The organism is Chroococcidiopsis sp. TS-821, from assembly GCF_002939305.1.
In the GTDB taxonomy this organism is placed as follows: Bacteria; Cyanobacteriota; Cyanobacteriia; order Cyanobacteriales; family Chroococcidiopsidaceae; genus Chroogloeocystis.
Genome location: NZ_MVDI01000004.1, coordinates 103,794 through 122,471, shown reverse-complemented (window position 1 = coordinate 122,471; position 18,678 = coordinate 103,794). Strand labels below are relative to the sequence as shown.

The following is an 18,678-nucleotide window of genomic DNA, read 5'->3' as shown; positions in this document are numbered from 1 at the left end:
AACTGAATGTCTCAACTCCAAGAAAAACCAATTAAATTAAACAACTATCAAACGGTTTATTTAGAAGGAGGAGATTCTAATTCTGAAACGATCTTATTTTTACATGGTTGGACAATTGCAGCCGAGCCTTATCAAACAACTTTACAACTTTTATCACAAAAATATCGCGTTATTGCGCCAGATTTACCAGGCTTTGGGAAAACTTCTTTACCAAATTCTGTTGCTGACTATAACGGATATGTAGAGTGCCTAATAGCTTTTTTAGCAGCTTTAAACTTACGACAAGTTCATGTAGTAGGACACTCTGGTGGAGGTGCTGTTGGAATTGCTTTAGCAGCGACAGATTCCTCGCTTGTTAAAAGTCTTGTGCTCATTGATAGTACTGGAATTCCTTTAGGTTCTTTACCTGAAGTCGCGCTACGGCGATTGATAGATTTTCCCGCACAGCTCGGCAGATTTAAGATTGAACCAATGATGCTGTTTATAAAAGCCTTGATTGCTAACTGGATATTTAAACCTCAAAATATGATCCAAGCTAGCTGGATAGCTTTAGAAAAAGACTTACGACCATTGCTACCAAAAGTCAAATGTCCGACTTTAGTAATTTGGGGCGATCGCGATTTATTTGTTCCTGTTAAGTTTGCCTATGAATTTTATCAAGGAATCCCTCGCGCTCAGTTAATTATTCTAGAAGATGAATATCATGAGTGGATTTTTTACCACGAACAAAAGTGCGTCGATTTCGCGTTCAATTTCCTTCACGAGGTTGAGCGTTCACTTTAATCTTGAATTTATACTTATTTTGTACAGTCAAATTCTGTTTTTATTAACACCTGACTACATACAACTAGAGATATATTCCTTTATGTACAAAGATATTTTTCTAGTTCAAAATTAATTCTACGCTTTAGGTAGAGGAAAGCATACTTTTTGGCACTTTATCGTTATAAAAAGTTGGCTAAATAGTTGTATAATTGACCTTGCGTCAATCGAGGAAGATATACCTTATACAAACTAATTTTCAATCCACTCTAGTGCTATCACTTTTGGCTTGGCATCACTACGATACATGAGTACGCAAAAACCTACGCGCGGGCAAATAGAACGGACTTTAAAACAGCGAATTCAAGCATTATATCTAGCTGAAATAGGACAACGTCCTGAACAAGTTATTTGTCAGTTTTTCGATGACAAATTAGCAATTGTTCTGGAAAAATCTGTCACGCTTTCAGAAAAATTCTTATTAGCAACACAACGCCAAGAGTTAGCACAAGAAGTGCGATCGCATATCGATGCAGCAATCAAGCCAAAGTTAATTCAAATGATAGAAGAAGTGACAGGCGTTGCAGTTAATACAATCCTTACAGCTACTGATTTAAATAGCAGTATTTCAGGAATAATTGTCATTTTATCTGGCTTACCCTCGGTACGAGATTTGGAATCTATTCCCAAAGCGAAGCGGAAGAAGAAATGTTTAAAAAGCGAAAAATTGTAGTTTCTAACGTTTCAACAACTACAGGCTTTTCAATAAAATCATTACATCCAGCAGCTAAAGCTTTTGCTTGAAATAAAAATCTCGGTAAACTTGTAACCGCAATAATCGGACATGACATACTCTGTCGGAGTTGCATTGTTAAAGTAATGCCATCTACTTCTGGTAGCATTAGCTCTAACAATATAAGTGCTGGTTGGTGAGCAATCGCCAGCTGTAGAGCATTTTGACTTGTGGTAGCAGTCAGCACGCAACACCCACAAAACTTAACAATCTCTGTTGTTAGCGTTAAACTATCTAAATCGCTATCAACGACTAAAGCAAGTGAATTTCCTGCTATGGGAAAGAAATAGTTTTCCGGTGAAAAGCGTTCTAAGTCCACAGTAAGCATTGTCGTTGGGTTCCTCTACACATACCAGCTAAGCGCTTGAATCATGTAAGAAGTTCAGCGATACCTTAGCAAGAACAAGGCACTCCCAAGCACGTAATCGCTACGTTTGAGATTGGCTCGATTAACTTAGTTCAGTTGCTGTTTTTTGCAAACTTCAAGAAAACCACAAGTGAACAAGTTTAATTTTGGGTACACGTTATAAAATATCCGGTTTTCGCTATAAATACGATAACTTTAGAATTATTTAACTATATGCTATTAATTTTTGTTGCGAAGGCTACAGTATATTCTGTACGCGTTTGGCTATATGTTGAATAGCTAATATATTGATTGGTAAACAAATAGTTCTTTTACCTACCAATCAATATTTGTTGATAAATAACCTTAAAGTTAAGTGTGTTAGCTCCCTTAACTAACTAATGCCGTATCCGTTTATGTAGCTGTTCAGCTTTTTCTAATAATTGTTCGCTACCCGCTTCAGTAATACCTTTGACATAATTTATTTTGATTTCTTCTAACATATCAATTAATAAAGATTGAATTTCTTGAACATTGTGTTTTTTTTGCAATTCGTTTTCTAACGCGTCGCGTAGGTTTCTTCCCAAGCGGGCTGTAAGTTCAGCTCCTACGGGGTCTTGCATCGAGTTCGTGAGATTATTGTATGTTACGTTAAATATTGCTTTGGCAAGCTTTCGCGTTTGGTTTTTACCTGCGTGACGTAAACCTGGGATGTGTCGTAATAGGCGATTTCCTGGGAGTTGATGCAACGTACCCATAAGGCTGTGATGAATCAAATCTTCGATGTCAGGCTGCACTTTGGGAAGTACATCGTAAACGCCGATGCGAAACAAGCGTGAGGCGATCGCACTGACTTCATTCACATTATTCACTTGTACGTAAGGTTTACGTAACTCTGGGTGTAGCAACCAGCGAAACACATCACCGTTACGAATCGAATTTTGCATCTGCTCGACAATTTGAATACCTGCCATTTCGGTAAGTTCTGCTGCGAAGCTGATGACAAAATCCCGTTGGGCTTCGGCGCGTAAAGGATCGAGATTTAATAAACCAGTATGATAAAGACGTACAGAGACAGGCAGTATCCGCAACAGTCGCCAAAACGGTAAAAGTAGAAACACGTCATACCAACGCCGTAAAATAGCTTCTAGCCAACTTAAGTAAGGATAACGGCGGCGAATTCGCGTCACTCGTGCCCATAAATCGAGAGCAAAAATAACGACAAATGGTAAATCAAGCAGCCAAAAGTGGTTTGTGGGTGTATCTAGACGGTTGACACTGCGGTAGTAATTAGTACGCATCAGCGGGCGAATGCGCGCCTGCCAAAACTCCATTTCTTGTTGCCAACCTGCTTGCGTTAGATACGATTGACTCCAAAATCTTGCAAACGCGTCTCTAGCAAAAGTTTCCCCTGTGCGTACTCGCAGGCGTTGCTTGATTGTTTCAAATTGACTGCTTTTATCAGCTGCAGCAAAAGGATTATCTTCAATGAGCATTTGACTCAGCGCGCGCATTCGTGCAAGTTCGCGCGCGGTTTGGGGCGATTGCAATCCAGTCAGCGCAACTTGTGCTTCTAGGGCTGCAACTTGTGCAAGATAACTTTCGGTTTCAGGATGCGGTTGAATGCCTTTAACTGGATCGTATAGCCGCGTAATGCTTGGCATTGTTTGCAAGTAGAAGTCGCGACTATACAAGTACGTTGCGTCAAACAGCACTAATATTAAATTAATCAAAGCGAGAATTGCAATGCCACGTTCTCGCCAAGGATAGCGTCGCTCGAAATACGGTTTAAGTTTTGGCATTATTGGCAGGGCGCGCGAGTACGAGCAAGTTTTTGATGATGAGTGAGATACCTCAGCTTGCGTGTGTCTCTAATTTAGCCACAACATTATTCACCCAATATTTTGTGCACCTCAGTCTTGCGACACAAATTAGTAAAAATAAATTTTGGGAAAGACTAGTATTGTAACGCGATCGCGCATTACACTTTTTTTAAGACTCCAGGTTCGGTTTGTAAAGGCAATACATCAACGATATCCATTTGAGCGCAGTATTTGAGATCTTCGTGACAGTCAAGACGTAATAATCGCTTGCCGTGACTGGCGTGGTGGAATAACTCTAAGAGATTATTTTGCCACTCGGCGTAAAGTGCGATCGCTCCCATCACTTCATCGTTACCGGCTAATTCTTCTAAAGGTAAATTTGTTTGTTGCCAAATACTATGCGCGATCGCGCCCGCACACGCGGTATCTTCGAGCGAAAAGCTTCCTTCCCAACCCGATCCTACAATCCATACTGTTTCTGGTTGCTGCGCGATCACATACTTAACAACTGACGCGCGGTTGACGAACGCCCCTGCTGTAACAATTGCTGCGTTTTGGACGCGCTGTAGCGCGCGCGTGCCATTCGTTGTACTGATAAATAGTCTTCGTCCTTGAACGCGCTCTGGCGTACAATCAAGCGGTGAGTTTCCCATATCAAAACCCACAACTTTAGCTCCACCACGTTCTCCCGCCCGCAGTCGTTTTTCTGTTGACCAAGCTTCACTTACCTGAATCAACTGATCTAAATCGCTGAACACTTGCACTGCTTCGGCTCCAGCCGCTAACACCGTAGCAATTGTCGTTGTAGCGCGTAGCACATCGACCGCGATCGCGCAGTCGGGTACTTTATCTTCTGGGGTTAGTTCTGGAGTGTGGTAAATGAATAATTTCACAACCTAAGTGTAACTGCAATTAAATTAAAACTTTGGTCATCTTACCAAATTGCATGACTGTTCTGACACCTAAAATTTATAATTTTTTCAGCAATATTTTGACTTTGTTTGTTTACAAACATATATCCGCTGGACAACTCAATACTTACTATAAGATCTTTTCGCAGGTAGATGACGCCTAGTCATAAAATTGGTTTAATCGAATTCTGTAGAATAGTTAGTCAGACAAAACTTATGAGTTGGTTAAAAAGACTTTTTGGACTTGATAGACCCAAAAATGCACCGTCCTTCAGTACACAACCACAAGCTCAAACGAGAGGTTCGACACAGCAAATTCCGCCTGAACGCTTGGGATTAAATGGCGAGTACGATCAAAGTGGATTAGCAAAGCGAGTTGCTTTAGCATTCGATCAAGATCCAACGCTTGATGATATTGATACTTTATACGTTGCACAAACAGGTAGCACAGTTGTTCTAAAAGGTAGAGTTCCAAATCAACAAATTCTTAATAAAATGGTGTCTATTGCTCGCGGGGTTCATGGCGCAACATCTGTAGAAACCAATCAAGTTACAATTGGTTAAAGTTTTTTCATAGGTAAATACAAAATAGCTCTCTACACATCATGGTAGAGAGTTAATTTGTACTGTTTGTATTTCTCTCACTAAGGTGCGATCGCCGCCAAGGGACTCACTGAGTCTTTTGGTTTTCCCAAAAAACTATTTATCCAATTCAAGATGGCTTGGTTGACTTCGTCAGGACATTCATCGTGAGGGCAGTGTCCTGCATTTTCTAACTGTAGTAGCTGCATGTTAGGATTATACGTTAAAAATTTTTGTGCTAATTTTGGGGGAACCATACGGTCTTGCTGTCCCCAAATTAATAACATGGGAACGTTTACAGCGGGTAGTAAGTTTTTCACGCTAATGCCATTAGCGCTAGATATCGCTTTGATAGTTGCATAAAATGCTTGAGCAGAACCTCGGTCTTGGGCTGGACCTAATAAAATGTCTACCAACTCATCCGTCACTGCTGCGGGGTTAGCATAAGCAATCGACGCCCACTTGCGCACAACCGACGGGCGGTTCACTAAGCGAAATACTGTTTTCAGCACTGGTGGAGAAGCGACTAATGATTTGATTGTTTGAACCACAGGGCGGACAGCAGCAGGAATCATTTCTTCTTCTAATGAGGGATCTGGTAAACTCAACATCACGACTCCTTGCACCATCTCTGGATACTTTGCCGCTGCTGCAAGCGATACTAGGGAACCAATCGAATTTCCTACTAGAATGACCGGATGACGAATAAACGTCTGCCAAAATTCGTAAACCTGCTCAACCCAAAGCGCCACGCCATAATTCACTGCAGCTTTCTCAGAAGCACCAAAGCCAAGCATATCGAGCGCATAAACTGCATGCGACTCACTCAATACATCTAAATTTTGTCTCCAATGCCCAATCGAAGTACCAAAGCCATGCAGTAAAACGAGTGGTTTTGTTTCAGGCAGTGTTTTTTTTGCACGGATATAAGTATATCGCGTTTGCCACCCCCGCCATACCCAATCTCTTTGACTACCAATTCTCTGCTGCCAGCGCTCAGATTCGATCACACTTAGCCTTAATTAAAATAAGTTTACAATATCTCTCTTAATATTTTATTTAAAATATTGTAAAACGCTAGCAAATATTGCGTTTATTTTAAATAATGTCACTGCCCGTCCAAAAAAGTAGGATTTACCCTACCCCTATTCTACGCAAAAATTTGCTAAAGTGATGTTTGTGTACAAGCATAGTCTTCTGTTTGCTAAAGATTAATGACACTCAGTACTACTTTTTTGCAAGGTTTAGGTAGACTTTAACAAAAGTATGCTCACTGCATGATTCTCTAAATCATTTAAGCGAGAAGTAAAGGCTGATTTTCCCAAACAGTTGCTCTTGATAATTAACGCCTGTGATTGACAAAAGAAAAAATCGCGATCTTACCTTAACTAACGAACAAATTCGCTTTCCTAAAATTCGGGTCATTGACACCGATGGCGCACAACTTGGGCTGCTTTCGCCACGCGAAGCTTTGCAGATAGCCGAAGAAAAAGAACTCGATCTCGTTCTTCTCAGTGACAAAGCCGATCCTCCTGTTTGCCGGATCATGGACTACGGCAAGTACAAATTCGAACAAGAGAAAAAAGCGCGAGAAGCTCGTAAGAAGCAGCACACGGCTGACGTCAAAGAAGTGAAAATGCGCTACAAAATTGAAGAGCACGACTACCAAGTTCGTGTTAACCAAGCGCAACGGTTCCTCAAAGAGGGGGATAAGGTAAAAGCAACCGTGATGTTTCGAGGTCGCGAAATTCAACACAGTGACCTAGCTGAAACACTCCTCAAACGAATGGCTACAGACTTAGAGCAAGTGGGAGAGGTTCAGCAAGCGCCGAAAAAAGAAGGCAAAAATATGATGATGCTGATAGCACCGAAGAAGTAGTAAAGATTAAGCTTAATTTTGATAGATACTTAAGAGGTGATGAGTGAAGATCAAGCCACTCATCACTTTTTGCTTCTTTGTATGTAAAGATGGGAATCAGTTGTGCGCCAGCTGCAGTTACCCATCAATCATCTTAACCTGCTTGATAACCTTCAACAGTGTGACCCACAGCAACGATCGCTTGTTTGATCGTTTCTTCGGAAGCTTTAGATTCTACTGTCACAGTTTTTGCTTGCACGTCGACATTGATTTGTGCATCGGGTTCCATTGTCTTGATTGATTCGGTAATCGTTTGCGCACAACCATCACAGACAATACTTGGAACGTTGAGTTTCAAAGCCATAAGTGAACGAATTTACCCAAATTTAGAGTTTCTGAATTTAATTCTATTGTTTTTAACACGCTTAGTTCATGAACCCTTAGCTAGATTATTTGCAATATAGCAGAGCTCGGAGATCGAGGGTCAGAGTTAGATCGTCAACTGAATTGTTAATCGCTATTCATCGGCATGAGTGGCTACAACAACAACCAAAATGCAAAAATATATAAAAATTAAGTTAAATCAACCTCAGCTTTTAGTCTTTAGCCCCTAGTTAAACCATGTTTTCTCCCCAGTATCTCAGCGGTAACGAAATTCGGCAAAAATTCCTTGATTTTTACGCACAACGAGGACACACTGTTTTGCCTAGTGCTTCCTTAGTACCTGAAGACCCCACCGTGCTGCTGACGATCGCGGGAATGCTACCATTTAAACCGATTTTCCTCGGACAGCGATTGCCCGAATTTAAACGCGCTACAACGTCGCAAAAGTGCATCCGCACTAATGATATCGAAAATGTCGGACGCACCAAACGGCATCATACTTTCTTTGAGATGCTAGGGAATTTTAGCTTTGGCGACTACTTTAAAGAACAAGCGATCGCCTGGGGTTGGGAAATTTCTACCGAAGTATTTGGCTTACCTGCTGAACGTCTCGTCGTTAGCGTGTTTGAAGAAGACGACGAAGCTTATGCAATTTGGCGCGACAAAATTGGCGTTCCGGAGACTCGTATCAAACGCATGGGTGAAGAGGATAACTTCTGGGCATCAGGTCCTACAGGACCGTGCGGTCCGTGTTCGGAAATATACTACGATTTTCACCCAGAACGCGGAGATGATATTGATTTAGAAGATGACACGCGGTTTATCGAGTTTTATAACTTGGTGTTCATGCAATATAACCGCGATGCCGAAGGTCATTTGACACCGCTACAAAGCAAAAATATTGACACCGGAATGGGTTTGGAGCGCATGGCGCAGATTTTGCAAGCCGTTCCAAACAACTACGAAACCGATTTAATTTTTCCCATCATCAAAACCGCCGCAGAAATTGCCGGAATTAATTATGCTCAAAGCGATGAAGCAACTCAAGTATCGCTTAAGGTGATTGGCGATCACGTGCGGGCAGTTGTGCATATGATTGCCGATGAGATTCATGCTTCTAATGTCGGACGCGGTTACGTTCTGCGGCGCTTGATTCGCCGGATTGTGCGTCACGGAAGATTAATTGGTATCGAAGGCGAATTTATAACGCAAGTTGCAGAAACAGCGATCGCGCTTGCCGAATCCGCTTATCCGGAAGTTCGTCAGCAAGAAGATGCAATCAAAGCCGAATTGCAACGTGAAGAATCGCGGTTTTTGAAGACACTGGCACGCGGTGAAGATTTGCTATCAGAAATCATCGAAAAAGTCAAGCAGCAAGGAAAAACGCAAATTGACGGGCGCGATGCATTTACTTTATACGATACTTATGGCTTTCCGCTCGAACTCACGCAAGAAATTGCCGCAGAACACAATCTCACCGTCGATGAAGCTGGTTACACAGCCGCAATGAGCGAACAACAAACGCGATCGCAAGAAGCGCACGAAACGATTGATTTAACCGTTCAAGGTTCGCTCGACAAACTTGCAGAAGAAATTAAAGTGACTGAGTTTGTCGGTTATACACAATTTTCTAGTTCAGCAGTTGTCGAAGCGATTTTAATTAACGGGGAACCGGTAGAATCCGCAGAAGCTGGCAGTGATGTTCAAGTGGTTCTAGATACAACGCCATTTTATGCAGAATCAGGAGGACAAATCGGCGATCGCGGTTATATTAGTAGCGACGATACCTTAGTAGAAGTTGCAGATGTACAGCGCGAGTCTGACTTTTATCTTCACATCGGGCGCGTTGTGCGAGGGAAACTGCGTGTCGGCGATAAAATAAACGCGCAAATCGATAGTGCGTGTCGCCGTCGCGTGCAAGCACATCATACCGCAACGCATTTGTTGCAAGCCGCATTAAAGAAAATCGTTGATGACTCGATTTCGCAAGCTGGTTCGTTGGTAGCGTTCGATCGCCTGCGGTTCGATTTTAACTGTCCGCGAGCGCTTACACCAGAAGAAGTACAAAAAGTCGAAGAACAAGTAAATGATTGGATTGCTTGGGCAGTACCAGCTGAGGTGGCAATTATGCCATTAGCTGAAGCCAAAGCCAAGGGTGCGATCGCCATGTTTGGGGAGAAATACGGCGAACAAGTCCGCGTTTTAGATTTTCCTGGCGTGTCGATGGAATTATGTGGTGGAACGCACGTTAGTAACACTGCCGAAATTGGCGTATTTAAAATTATTTCAGAATCAGGCGTTGCGTCTGGAGTACGCCGCATCGAAGCAGTAGCAGGTTCAGCTGTATTGGATTACTTGAATGTCCGCGATAAAGTCGTCCGCGAACTGAGCGATCGCTTTAAAGCCAAACCCGAAGAACTCAGCGATCGCATCACTGCATTACAAAACGAACTCAAGAACGCGCAAAAACAACTCGAAAGCCTCAAAGCGGAACTGGCGATCGCCAAATCCGACACATTGCTATCGTCAGCTGAAACGGTAGGCGACTATCAAATTTTAGTTGCGCAACTTGAAGGAGTCGATCCTGAAGCGCTGAAAACGGCTGCTGAACGGCTGTCACAGAAACTCAGTAACGGTGCAGTGGTTTTAGGTTCAATTCCCGAAGCCGGAAAAGTCAGTTTAGTTGCTGCATTCAGTAAGCAGGTAAACAATAAAGGCTTGCAAGCAGGGAAATTCATTGGAGGAATCGCCAAAATCTGCGGTGGTGGCGGTGGTGGACGTCCAAACCTCGCCCAAGCTGGAGGACGCGATCCGAGTAAACTCCCCGAAGCTTTAGAAAGCGCCCGCGAACAACTGCGTTTAGTTTTGAGTAAATAAATGTTTTGAGGGTGGGTATAGCTCGTATTACCCATTACCCATGACCATTTACTATAAAGACAGAGGAAAAAATGGGACGCTTAAATCCATATTCGCTACAAATGCAGATTACCCGAATGTTCGAGCAAGGGCAATCATTTTTTGCTACCACAAAAGTACAAGACTGGTTGAAAGAACGCAATCAAAATCCCTCTGACTACGACATTATTTTCCACCAAAAACCTGCACCCCCAGGTTCGCAAGAAGTCATCGCGATTGAAATCGAATTGCGGCGTAAAGACGGACAACCTGTCGATCCTTGGTTGCAAGAACAAGCAAATTTACACGCTTGATGAAAGCTTTGCGTATGAATTCGCAGCTTGACAAACTAAGTCCACACAGGTGGACTCGATTAATGTGTCAAGTGTCGCATAACCGTCACCTTTACGTACGCGTGTTCCTGCAACAGTTCTCAAAACATTTTCCAGGTCTTAAAGGATACTGCTCATAATTGCTGATATACGTCAAAGCCTGCTATGTTAGCTAAAAGTCATTTGGAAGTCGATCGAAGCAGATTCATTGTTTAGGGACTAGTTCATTTAAACAACCATCCTAGACCATGAGAAATTTACTCGCGATAACTTTACTCACCGCCTTGAGTGTAGGTGGATTAGGTGTCGGTACTTCTGTTGCACTATCTCAAAGTCACATCCAACTAGCTCAAGCTGGAAGATGGCGATCGCTTGCCAAAATCTCAGAAGCACAAGCTAGAAGAACTGCAGAATCAGCAATAGGTGGTACAGCTAGCAGCGTGACACTTGCAAATAGAAACGGTGGCTTAGTCTATGAAGTCCTTGTTGGCGATACAAGAGTTATTGTCGATGCAGGTAATGGTTTTGTCCTCTACTCAGAGAATACAAATCTAGAGCGTGAAAACAACGCAAATGACGAAGATTCTTTTCGCCCGCGCAGCAGTATTCAAATTCCTGATAGCTACGAATGAACGAAGGTTGACATTATTGTTACCAATTACCCGTTACCAATAACCGATGAACCTAATTTGATTACTACTGTGGGCTTCTTGGGTAAGTGTAGCTGTTGCTGTATTAACAGGCTTGATTAGTGGTGGTTGTATCGCCCGTCCGATAGCACTTATTAATTGAGTCATTATATTTAGATTACGGCAGACTAGAATACAACAGCATGAATTACAGATGCCTCCAACTTTCTTCGGAGCTATTGAGGCAAAGTGTGCCTTCGGACACTCAAACAAGATTTTTATCAGTAATATCATTTCTCTGAATAAGAAATACAATTAATTTTTCCTTTGCTCCTCTGCTTGTCTAAACTTTAAAGCGAAACGGTATAAGTCTACAAAGGTGGACTATCCTGCGCGAAGCCGCCGCGCGTCTATGTTTATTTAGTGGCGAATTTATTCGCAATTCTTTTCATGCAGGAGACACCTTCTAAACTAACAATCTCTCTTCATTTCTTTTCCCCTGCGTTAAGCCACTTTCACGCCAGTTGTCTCAATGGAAAACACCTCCACATGCGACTATCTCTTCTGTGGTTCGTTCTCATAAATCTTCTAAAGTTTATTTTTATTTACTTAAAATAATTAATTTCTACTAGTACATAAAAATATATTTATAATAGTAGATTTTTAGTAAAAACTATGCGTTCGAGCAGCTACTCTTTTTAAATAAACAAAAAGTAAACATTTCATAAAATCAGTTTTCTATCCTTATAAACTGTTACAAAGATAACATTTTTAAAGTTTCGAAAGTGAAGTAGAAAAACTATATTTTTAGTAAGAAACTGTTACATTTTTTTGTTATGAATTAGCAATCTTTGTCGAGAAACTGTTAAATAAAAGACACTTTTTTATAAGTGCTACATATATTGTCTTGTCATATCAAGTCAAGCGCAGCATATTTGCTGCATAACAAAGATTCCTAGCGGAGAACGCCTCTAGGCATCCGCTGCAAGAAAATAGTGAGGAGCAGCTATGAAGCGAAGAGACTTCATAACAGCCGTTGCTGCGTCTGCGGGTTCAGCATATGCTGCGATGAAAGCTTTAGATTTGCTAGAACAGCCAGCCACAGCACAACCAACGCTAAAAGAACCATTTCAGCTACAGCGCCGAGGAAATCGCAAGCGCGTAATCATTCTCGGTGCGGGTTTAGCAGGAATGGCTGCGGCTTATGAGTTGGGCAAAGTAGGTTATGAATGTGTCATTTTAGAAGCGCGATCGCGTGCGGGTGGTAGATGTTGGACGTTGCGTGGCGGTGACAAACTCACCGAAATCACTGGTACAACCCAAACAATACAGTTCGATCGCGGTTTGTATTTCAATCCAGGTCCTGCGCGGATTCCCTACCATCACGTGACGATCGACTACTGCAAAGAACTTGGTGTTGAGTTAGAAGTTATTGTTAACCTAAGTCGCCAGCAATACATCTACCAAGAAAACGCAGGTCCTTTGTCAGAAAAAAAAGTTCACGTGCGCGAAGCCGTCACCGATATGCGCGGCTATATCTCCGAACTTCTTGCCAAAAGTCTCAATCAGAACGCGCTGAATGCATCTCTGACAACTGAGGATAAAGAAAGGTTAATTGAGTTTTTACGGACGTATGGCGGTCTCGATCCTGATTTATTTTATAAAGGGTCAAGCCGTCGCGGGTATGCAGTACCACAAGGTGCAGGCTTGCAACCAGGCGAAGTTGACGATCCTTATGATTTAAGTGCACTACTGCAACTTGGTTTTGCTGGTAACGAAGTATTTGAATGGGGCTTCGACCAACAAATGACGATGTTCCAACCTGTGGGTGGAATGGATCAAATTGCCAAAGCTTTTGAACGCCGTGTCGGTAACTCAATCAATTACGAGGCGGTTGTCAAAGAAATTCGCAAATTATCTGATGGCGTGGGAATTGTCTATACCGATAAATCAGGAAGCCAGCGCCGCATACGCGGAGATTATTGTATCTGTACGATTCCTTTATCGGTGTTGAAGGATATTCCTTCCGACTTTTCTCCAGACATGAAAGCTGCGATCGCCAGCGTCAGTTATGCCGTGACTGGTAAGTGTGGTTTGCAATTCAATCGCCGTTTCTGGGAAGAAGACGAAAATATCTTTGGTGGAATCAGTTGGACTAACCAAGATATTAATCAAATTTGGTATCCCTCGAATGATTATCTTTCTCGTAAAGGCGTGATGTTGGGGTATTACAACTTTGGTTCTGTTGCTGCTACTGTAGGTGCCTTATCACCCACAGCACGAGTTGCACTCGCCCTCGAACAAGGCAGTAAAATTCATCCCCAGTATAAAAATCACTTTGAAAACGGTCTTGCCCTTTTCTGGTCGAACATTCCCTATAGCTTAGGTGGATGGGCAAGCTATACCACTGACGTTAGGGCACAATACTATCCCCGACTCAATGAACCAGACGGCAATATTTACTTAGCCGGAGAACACCTCAGCTATCTTACTGGATGGATGGCGGGAGCTTTAGAATCAGCGCGTTTAGTCACCGCCAAAATCAACGCCTTGGCATAAGTTATGTCAAGAAAAGTTGATAAAAACACTTCTTAACTTTATGCGCAAGCATTAGTAATTACAAGGAAATAAGAGCAATGACGAGATTTTTTAGCCGAGTTTTTAAACTAGGACGCTGGTTAATTCTGAGTGTTTGTGTAAGCATACTTTTAATAAGTCTTCTTGGTGTTGATGTCCAAGCAGCCGCAAAAACGGCACCCTGGATGGTAACATTTTTTGGTCCCCCTGAGTCGCCCATTTCTTCGGCTGTTGCCGTACCCCCAATTAAGGCTTATTACTGGACAAGTGGTACAGTACCACCTGTGATAGATCCCAACGCACCAGCGGGCAGTCGCGAGCGTTATGGAGATACCAAAACGCAAGCAATTGGTACTTTAGAACGCATTCAGTCACTGCTACAAGAATCTGGTTTAAGTTTGTCGGACGTGATCTATCTTCGCGTTTATCTTGTCGCCGATCCATTCAAAAATAACATCGTCGATTACCAAGGTTGGTTCGATGCTTACGCGCAATTCTTTAACAATCCAACAAATCCTGTAAAAGTCGCGCGCTCAACGCTTGCAGTTGCAGGACTTGTTAATCCAGATTGGTTGATTGAAATTGAAGCGGTGGCAGTTTATCCAAAATTTGGTAAATCATTTCCCTGGTATTTACTATTCCATTAAATAAGAGCGATGGACTTACATCAATGGACAATTCTCGGTGCATCTGCTATTTGTTGCTGGAGTCTACTTGCTGCTCCAGCAGTAGCAGAAATGAAAAGAATTGAATATACGCTTAGATCTCAACCAAATCAAACTTTTACAACATTAATGCAAGAGGCGGAGGCTATGGCAGCGACTCTTGTTGAGCAAGGATTTGCAGAAGATAATGTCACTGAAGTTGCGGTGAATATCTTAGGCGAACGTCACGGACAGCAAGTACCGCTGCTGTCTTCTAAAGTCACGCGTGCTGATTGGCAAAAGCAACCAGGAATTCAGCAATGGACGCGGTACTTTCGGACATCTGCGGTATTACTAGGCTTTTACAAACCGGAAGAACCAAACCCAAGTCCAATTTCGGCTTTCCCTAGCCAAACAAGCGAGTCAGTTTCCAATCCTACATCTGGCGATAGCTCAATTCAACAATCTACTTTACCTCCCAGCATTCCCACGTCAATTCAACAACAAATTCCAAATCCTACATCTATTGATGGTTCAATCCAGCAACCGCCCCCATCACCAATAAATCCTATTCCACAGATTAATCCAACGATGCCAAATACTCCCCTAGGAGGTGCTAGCCCTGAAGAAAGCGAGCCAGGATATCGGTAGCTAGCTAGTGTGAGGAAGAAAGTATTAAGCAATAACAGCGCGATCGCGCCCTGTAGCTTTAGCACGGTACAACGCTGCGTCTGCTGCTTGAATTAAAGCTTCGGGAGTTGAGCCGTGTTGCGGAAAACAAGCAATTCCCAGCGAAAGCGTTACAGTACCCAACAACTGCTGGCGATGTTGAATGCGTAAATGTTTAACACCTTCACGAATTTGTTCCGCCCGCTGTTGAGCAACGTCTAAAGAAGATTCAGGGAGAATTAATACTAATTCTTCGCCACCATAGCGACAAGCGATATCTGATTTCCGAATATTCTTTTGTAGAAACAAGCCAATTTCGCGCAAGACAATATCACCTGCCTCGTGACCGAACGTATCATTAAAGCGCTTAAAATGATCGACGTCGATCATAACGATACCCAAAGGTTGCTGCTTGCGATCGCAGCGAAAGAGTTCGCGTTCCAGCGATTCTTCCATGTAGCGGCGATTGAATAAATTTGTCAATGCATCGCGAATACTGTGGTTTTGCAATTTCTCGCGCAATTTTAAATTAGCGATCGCCCACCCGATATGTTCTGCAACTGTAATCGCTAGCTGTTTTTTTCCTTGAGTTAACCCTAATTCTGAACAACTCAAATGCAATAACCCCAAAGCTTCACCCTGCGCCATCATTGGTACGCAGAGATATTCAACAGTTGCGCTAGTGCCATCGAGATGTTGACACACTAAACCTGCGTGCGTGTTCTCGACGTAATGCAATCTCCCGCGTCGCAGCGCCCAGCAATCATCTGATTTAAATAGCACGTGGCTGCTAGAAATACTACCCCACGTTGCCACTGCTTCTACTATATTCCGAGAGGCACTAATCAGAAAAATGCCGCCCGATAAATTTGGAAACAAAGGTTGCACTAAACTGGGTAAAGTTTTGTAGGCTTCTTCTACAGTTTCACAGGCTTGTAAAATCTCGCTCATCTCGCCGAGTAACGTAATTTCGCGGTTACGTTCTTCTAATTCGCGCACCCAACCAGTTAACTTTGCATTTGCTTGCTGTAGTGCTTGTTCTGTCCGTTTGCGTTCGGTGATATCCATCGATACACCCACCAACCGCGTTGCTTGATGAGTGTCATCGTAATAAACCCGACCTTGGCTGCCAATCCAATGTATAGTACCGTCTGACCAAAAAATCCGAAACTCAACCTGATAGTTGCCATCTCCTTCGACTGCACGGGCGATACTTTGCTCAACAATTGCGCGATCGTCAAGATGGATAGTATTAATAAAATCTTGATAAGTTGCACAACGAGTAGCTGGCGGAAAACCAAAGATTAATGCTAACCGCTCAGAAAAAGTGACTTGGTGCGTTAGCATGTCCCAGTCCCATATTCCCATTTGAGCAGCTTCCAAAGTAAAATTCAGCCGAGCTTCGCTCGTGCGTAAGGCTTCAACGGCTTGCTTGCGTTCGGTGATATCGCTGCCAATTCCGAGAAATCCTGTGATGTTTCCATCAATGTCGCGTAAAGCTGTGACCGACAATAAAACTGGAAAGCGACTACCATCTTTACGAATATAAGTCCATTCTTGTTCGTCGATTTCTCCCCGTCGTGCTAAGGCGACAAACACATCAAAGCCAAGAGGGACGTGTATTCCCTGTGCCGATAGCGCTTGCGATCGCTGTACGATTTCTTGAATATCATGAAAAATCACTGGTGTTGTTTTGCCGATAATTTCCTCAGCAGAGTAGCCTAATAATTGTTCAGCAGCGCGATTAAACGTACAAATTGTTCCATCTATACTAGTAGAAATAACAGTGTAACTTGTACTATCGAGAATCGCAGTTTGTAGCGTATTGGTTTGGCGTAAAGTTGCTTCAATTTGCTTTTGCTCGGTAATGTCGATACCAGTACTGATAATATATTCGACGACTCCATCCGCATCAAGAAGTGTTGTATTCGACCAAGCAATTAAGCGGCGATCGCCATTCTTGGTTTTCCAATAACTTTCACATTGCTGCGGAAACTCAGTTTGTACTTGGCGAAATAACGCGATCGCTTGCGCCACATCTTCTGGAGGAATAACCAAATCCCAAAAAATTTTATCTCTAACTTCACTAAAAAGATAACCTGTTAACTTTTCACAAGCTTGATTAAAACGAACAATCTTACCTTGAGTATCTGTCACGAGAACTAATGCACCGCTTGTATTAAGTACTGCTGAGGTAAAGTCACGTTCTTGTTCGAGAATCAGTTCAGTTCGCTGGCGCTTATGAATCTCGCGATATGTAAGATAATATACTCCACTAAGCAGGCAAAAATTAAGTAAAATTCCAGTCGTAAAAGCCGAAACTGTCAAGTAAGAGTTTGTTCGTGCCTTACGCGATCGCTGCTGTAAAATTGCGTTTTCTTGCTGTTCAATTTCATGGATAATTTGGCGAATTTCATCCATGAGATGTTTACCGCGACCTGAGAGTGTTAACTGTCTTGCTGTTTCAAAGTCAAATTTTCTTCGCGCGTCAATTACAGATTGACTGAAAGCAATTCTTTGCTGAATAAGTGACTCAAGTTTTTTCAGTTGCGGCTGATACTTTGGCTCGCCTCCCAATAAATATCTTAATTCTTCGAGGTGTTGAGCAATTGAGGCAGTAGCTTTGTTATATGGTTCTAAATAATTGTCCTGACCAGTAATAACATAGCCCCGCTGTCCCGTTTCCACATCTTTCATTTGGGAAACTACAGCTTCTAGTTTTTCTAGAATTTCATGCGAGTTTGTTGCTTGATTATAAGTACGAATTAATCCATTGAGATTTCGATAAGAAACGAAGCTAATAACAATTAAAATCAGCGAAGCTATGCCAAAAAAGCCAGCAACATTTTTGAGAAAAGAATTACTGTTTTTGTTTTTTTGATGTCGAGTTTTAGAACTTTCTAATTCTCCTAAATTTCGGCGTAACTCGATGAGTTGCATAGCTTGATACGCAAGTTTCTGTAACGCTTCTACTTGGGCATTAGTGAGCTCTCGCGGAACATAATCTATGACACATAGCGTACCAATGTTGTAACCTTCAACCGTAGTTAAAGGTACACCTGCATAAAAGCGAATGTAAGGATCTGAAGTCACAAATGGATTTGTGGCAAAGCGTTCATCTGCTAACGTATCTGGAATGATGAAAATATCCGATTGACTGATAGTATGCGTACAAAAAGAAAAACGACGTGGAGTTTCTGTCGCTGTTATACCCACCTTCGATTTAAACCACTGGCGTCGTGCGTCGACCAAACTAATGTGGGCAACAGGTGTCTGACAAATATATGCAGCTAAGGTCGTAATTTCATCAAAAGCTTTTTCAGGAGCCGTATCCAGAATATGGCACTGGTAAAGGGCTTGTAGCCTAGCAATTTCGTCTGGTGATGAACTTTGAGTGTTAACTTTCACCTCTTGGCTCATTGGTGAGTTCATCTCAGCTGTATTTCTGCACAACTTGCGGCAACTGGGTCTCT

17 protein-coding genes are annotated in these 18,678 nt (G+C 42.5%); 10 read left to right on the top strand and 7 right to left on the bottom strand.

The window, feature by feature from the left end; genetic code table 11:
* Positions 1-6 precede the first annotated feature (6 nt).
* Together B1A85_RS13540 and B1A85_RS13535 are read left to right on the top strand one after the other, a co-directional pair.
* Positions 7-783 carry an alpha/beta fold hydrolase gene (locus B1A85_RS13540; RefSeq protein ID WP_104547440.1) on the top strand — a complete coding sequence of 259 codons (777 nt, stop codon included), beginning with the start codon at positions 7-9 and terminating at the stop codon, positions 781-783.
* A 286-nt stretch (positions 784-1,069) separates the two neighbouring features.
* Positions 1,070-1,495: a DUF2294 domain-containing protein gene (locus B1A85_RS13535; RefSeq protein ID WP_104547439.1), complete on the top strand. Its 426-nt coding sequence runs from the start codon at positions 1,070-1,072 to the stop codon at positions 1,493-1,495.
* On the opposite strand, the gene B1A85_RS13530 is transcribed toward B1A85_RS13535, so the two are convergent.
* The 3 genes from B1A85_RS13530 to B1A85_RS13520 form a co-directional block, all read right to left on the bottom strand.
* Complete coding sequence (locus B1A85_RS13530; protein WP_104547438.1) at positions 1,443-1,883, bottom strand: response regulator; 441 nt, start codon at positions 1,881-1,883, stop codon at positions 1,443-1,445. The genes B1A85_RS13535 and B1A85_RS13530 overlap by 53 nt on opposite strands.
* Before the next feature lie 416 nt (positions 1,884-2,299).
* Entirely contained in the window at positions 2,300-3,703 is a 1,404-nt protein-coding gene (locus B1A85_RS13525; protein ID WP_104547437.1) for a hypothetical protein, read from the bottom strand.
* 179 nt (positions 3,704-3,882) lie between these two features.
* Entirely contained in the window at positions 3,883-4,617 is a 735-nt protein-coding gene (locus B1A85_RS13520; RefSeq protein WP_104547436.1) for a 2-phosphosulfolactate phosphatase family protein, read from the bottom strand.
* Positions 4,618-4,851: 234 nt separating this feature from the next.
* Here B1A85_RS13520 and B1A85_RS13515 point away from each other — a divergent pair, with 234 nt between their 5' ends.
* A complete protein-coding gene (locus B1A85_RS13515) occupies positions 4,852-5,199 on the top strand; it encodes a BON domain-containing protein (protein ID WP_104547435.1) in 348 nt (115 codons plus the stop codon).
* Between the two features lie 80 nt (positions 5,200-5,279).
* Here the strand turns inward: B1A85_RS13515 and B1A85_RS13510 are convergent, their stop codons facing one another.
* Positions 5,280-6,227, bottom strand: coding sequence for an alpha/beta fold hydrolase (locus B1A85_RS13510; protein ID WP_104547434.1), 948 nt, complete (start codon positions 6,225-6,227; stop codon positions 5,280-5,282).
* A 341-nt stretch (positions 6,228-6,568) separates the two neighbouring features.
* Between B1A85_RS13510 and infC the strand changes: the two genes are divergently transcribed.
* Complete coding sequence (gene infC, locus B1A85_RS13505; RefSeq protein WP_104547433.1) at positions 6,569-7,096, top strand: translation initiation factor IF-3; 528 nt, start codon at positions 6,569-6,571, stop codon at positions 7,094-7,096.
* 133 nt (positions 7,097-7,229) lie between these two features.
* Here infC and B1A85_RS13500 read toward each other — a convergent pair whose 3' ends face one another.
* On the bottom strand, positions 7,230-7,439 hold the full coding sequence (locus B1A85_RS13500; RefSeq protein WP_104547432.1) for a heavy-metal-associated domain-containing protein: 210 nt from the start codon (positions 7,437-7,439) through the stop codon (positions 7,230-7,232).
* Positions 7,440-7,696: 257 nt separating this feature from the next.
* Here B1A85_RS13500 and alaS point away from each other — a divergent pair, with 257 nt between their 5' ends.
* The 3 genes from alaS (at position 7,697) to B1A85_RS13485 (ending at position 11,318) form a co-directional block, all read left to right on the top strand.
* Positions 7,697-10,336, top strand: coding sequence for an alanine--tRNA ligase (alaS, locus tag B1A85_RS13495; protein ID WP_104547431.1), 2,640 nt, complete (start codon positions 7,697-7,699; stop codon positions 10,334-10,336).
* 71 nt (positions 10,337-10,407) lie between these two features.
* Positions 10,408-10,668: a hypothetical protein gene (locus tag B1A85_RS13490; RefSeq protein ID WP_104547430.1), complete on the top strand. Its 261-nt coding sequence runs from the start codon at positions 10,408-10,410 to the stop codon at positions 10,666-10,668.
* A gap of 266 nt (positions 10,669-10,934) precedes the next feature.
* Positions 10,935-11,318, top strand: coding sequence for a PepSY domain-containing protein (locus tag B1A85_RS13485; RefSeq protein ID WP_104547429.1), 384 nt, complete (start codon positions 10,935-10,937; stop codon positions 11,316-11,318).
* A 33-nt stretch (positions 11,319-11,351) separates the two neighbouring features.
* On the opposite strand, the gene B1A85_RS25570 is transcribed toward B1A85_RS13485, so the two are convergent.
* Positions 11,352-11,483, bottom strand: a complete 132-nt coding sequence (locus B1A85_RS25570; protein WP_256387457.1) for a hypothetical protein — start codon at positions 11,481-11,483, stop codon at positions 11,352-11,354.
* 840 nt (positions 11,484-12,323) lie between these two features.
* Here B1A85_RS25570 and B1A85_RS13480 point away from each other — a divergent pair.
* From B1A85_RS13480 to B1A85_RS13470, 3 genes are all read left to right on the top strand, one after another.
* Positions 12,324-13,874, top strand: a complete 1,551-nt coding sequence (locus B1A85_RS13480) for a flavin monoamine oxidase family protein (protein ID WP_104547428.1) — start codon at positions 12,324-12,326, stop codon at positions 13,872-13,874.
* A gap of 77 nt (positions 13,875-13,951) precedes the next feature.
* Positions 13,952-14,539: a RidA family protein gene (locus B1A85_RS13475; protein ID WP_104547427.1), complete on the top strand. Its 588-nt coding sequence runs from the start codon at positions 13,952-13,954 to the stop codon at positions 14,537-14,539.
* A gap of 9 nt (positions 14,540-14,548) precedes the next feature.
* Entirely contained in the window at positions 14,549-15,187 is a 639-nt protein-coding gene (locus B1A85_RS13470) for a hypothetical protein (protein ID WP_104547426.1), read from the top strand.
* A 24-nt stretch (positions 15,188-15,211) separates the two neighbouring features.
* Here B1A85_RS13470 and B1A85_RS25210 read toward each other — a convergent pair whose 3' ends face one another.
* Entirely contained in the window at positions 15,212-18,637 is a 3,426-nt protein-coding gene (locus tag B1A85_RS25210) for a diguanylate cyclase (RefSeq protein WP_104547425.1), read from the bottom strand.
* Between the last annotated feature and the right edge of the window lie 41 nt (positions 18,638-18,678).

Excerpts from the sequence above, each read along its gene's own strand:
- B1A85_RS13540 (WP_104547440.1), top strand. The coding sequence starts at position 7 with ATGTCTCAACTCCAAGAAAAACCAATTAAATTAAACAACTATCAAACG.
- B1A85_RS13535 (WP_104547439.1), top strand. The coding sequence starts at position 1,070 with ATGAGTACGCAAAAACCTACGCGCGGGCAAATAGAACGGACTTTAAAA.
- B1A85_RS13530 (WP_104547438.1), bottom strand. The coding sequence starts at position 1,883 with ATGCTTACTGTGGACTTAGAACGCTTTTCACCGGAAAACTATTTCTTT.
- B1A85_RS13525 (WP_104547437.1), bottom strand. The coding sequence starts at position 3,703 with ATGCCAAAACTTAAACCGTATTTCGAGCGACGCTATCCTTGGCGAGAA.
- B1A85_RS13515 (WP_104547435.1), top strand. The coding sequence starts at position 4,852 with ATGAGTTGGTTAAAAAGACTTTTTGGACTTGATAGACCCAAAAATGCA.
- B1A85_RS13500 (WP_104547432.1), bottom strand. The coding sequence starts at position 7,439 with ATGGCTTTGAAACTCAACGTTCCAAGTATTGTCTGTGATGGTTGTGCG.
- alaS (WP_104547431.1), top strand. The coding sequence starts at position 7,697 with ATGTTTTCTCCCCAGTATCTCAGCGGTAACGAAATTCGGCAAAAATTC.
- B1A85_RS13490 (WP_104547430.1), top strand. The coding sequence starts at position 10,408 with ATGGGACGCTTAAATCCATATTCGCTACAAATGCAGATTACCCGAATG.
- B1A85_RS13485 (WP_104547429.1), top strand. The coding sequence starts at position 10,935 with ATGAGAAATTTACTCGCGATAACTTTACTCACCGCCTTGAGTGTAGGT.
- B1A85_RS25570 (WP_256387457.1), bottom strand. The coding sequence starts at position 11,483 with ATGACTCAATTAATAAGTGCTATCGGACGGGCGATACAACCACCACTA.
- B1A85_RS13480 (WP_104547428.1), top strand. The coding sequence starts at position 12,324 with ATGAAGCGAAGAGACTTCATAACAGCCGTTGCTGCGTCTGCGGGTTCA.
- B1A85_RS13475 (WP_104547427.1), top strand. The coding sequence starts at position 13,952 with ATGACGAGATTTTTTAGCCGAGTTTTTAAACTAGGACGCTGGTTAATT.
- B1A85_RS13470 (WP_104547426.1), top strand. The coding sequence starts at position 14,549 with ATGGACTTACATCAATGGACAATTCTCGGTGCATCTGCTATTTGTTGC.
- B1A85_RS25210 (WP_104547425.1), bottom strand. The coding sequence starts at position 18,637 with ATGAACTCACCAATGAGCCAAGAGGTGAAAGTTAACACTCAAAGTTCA.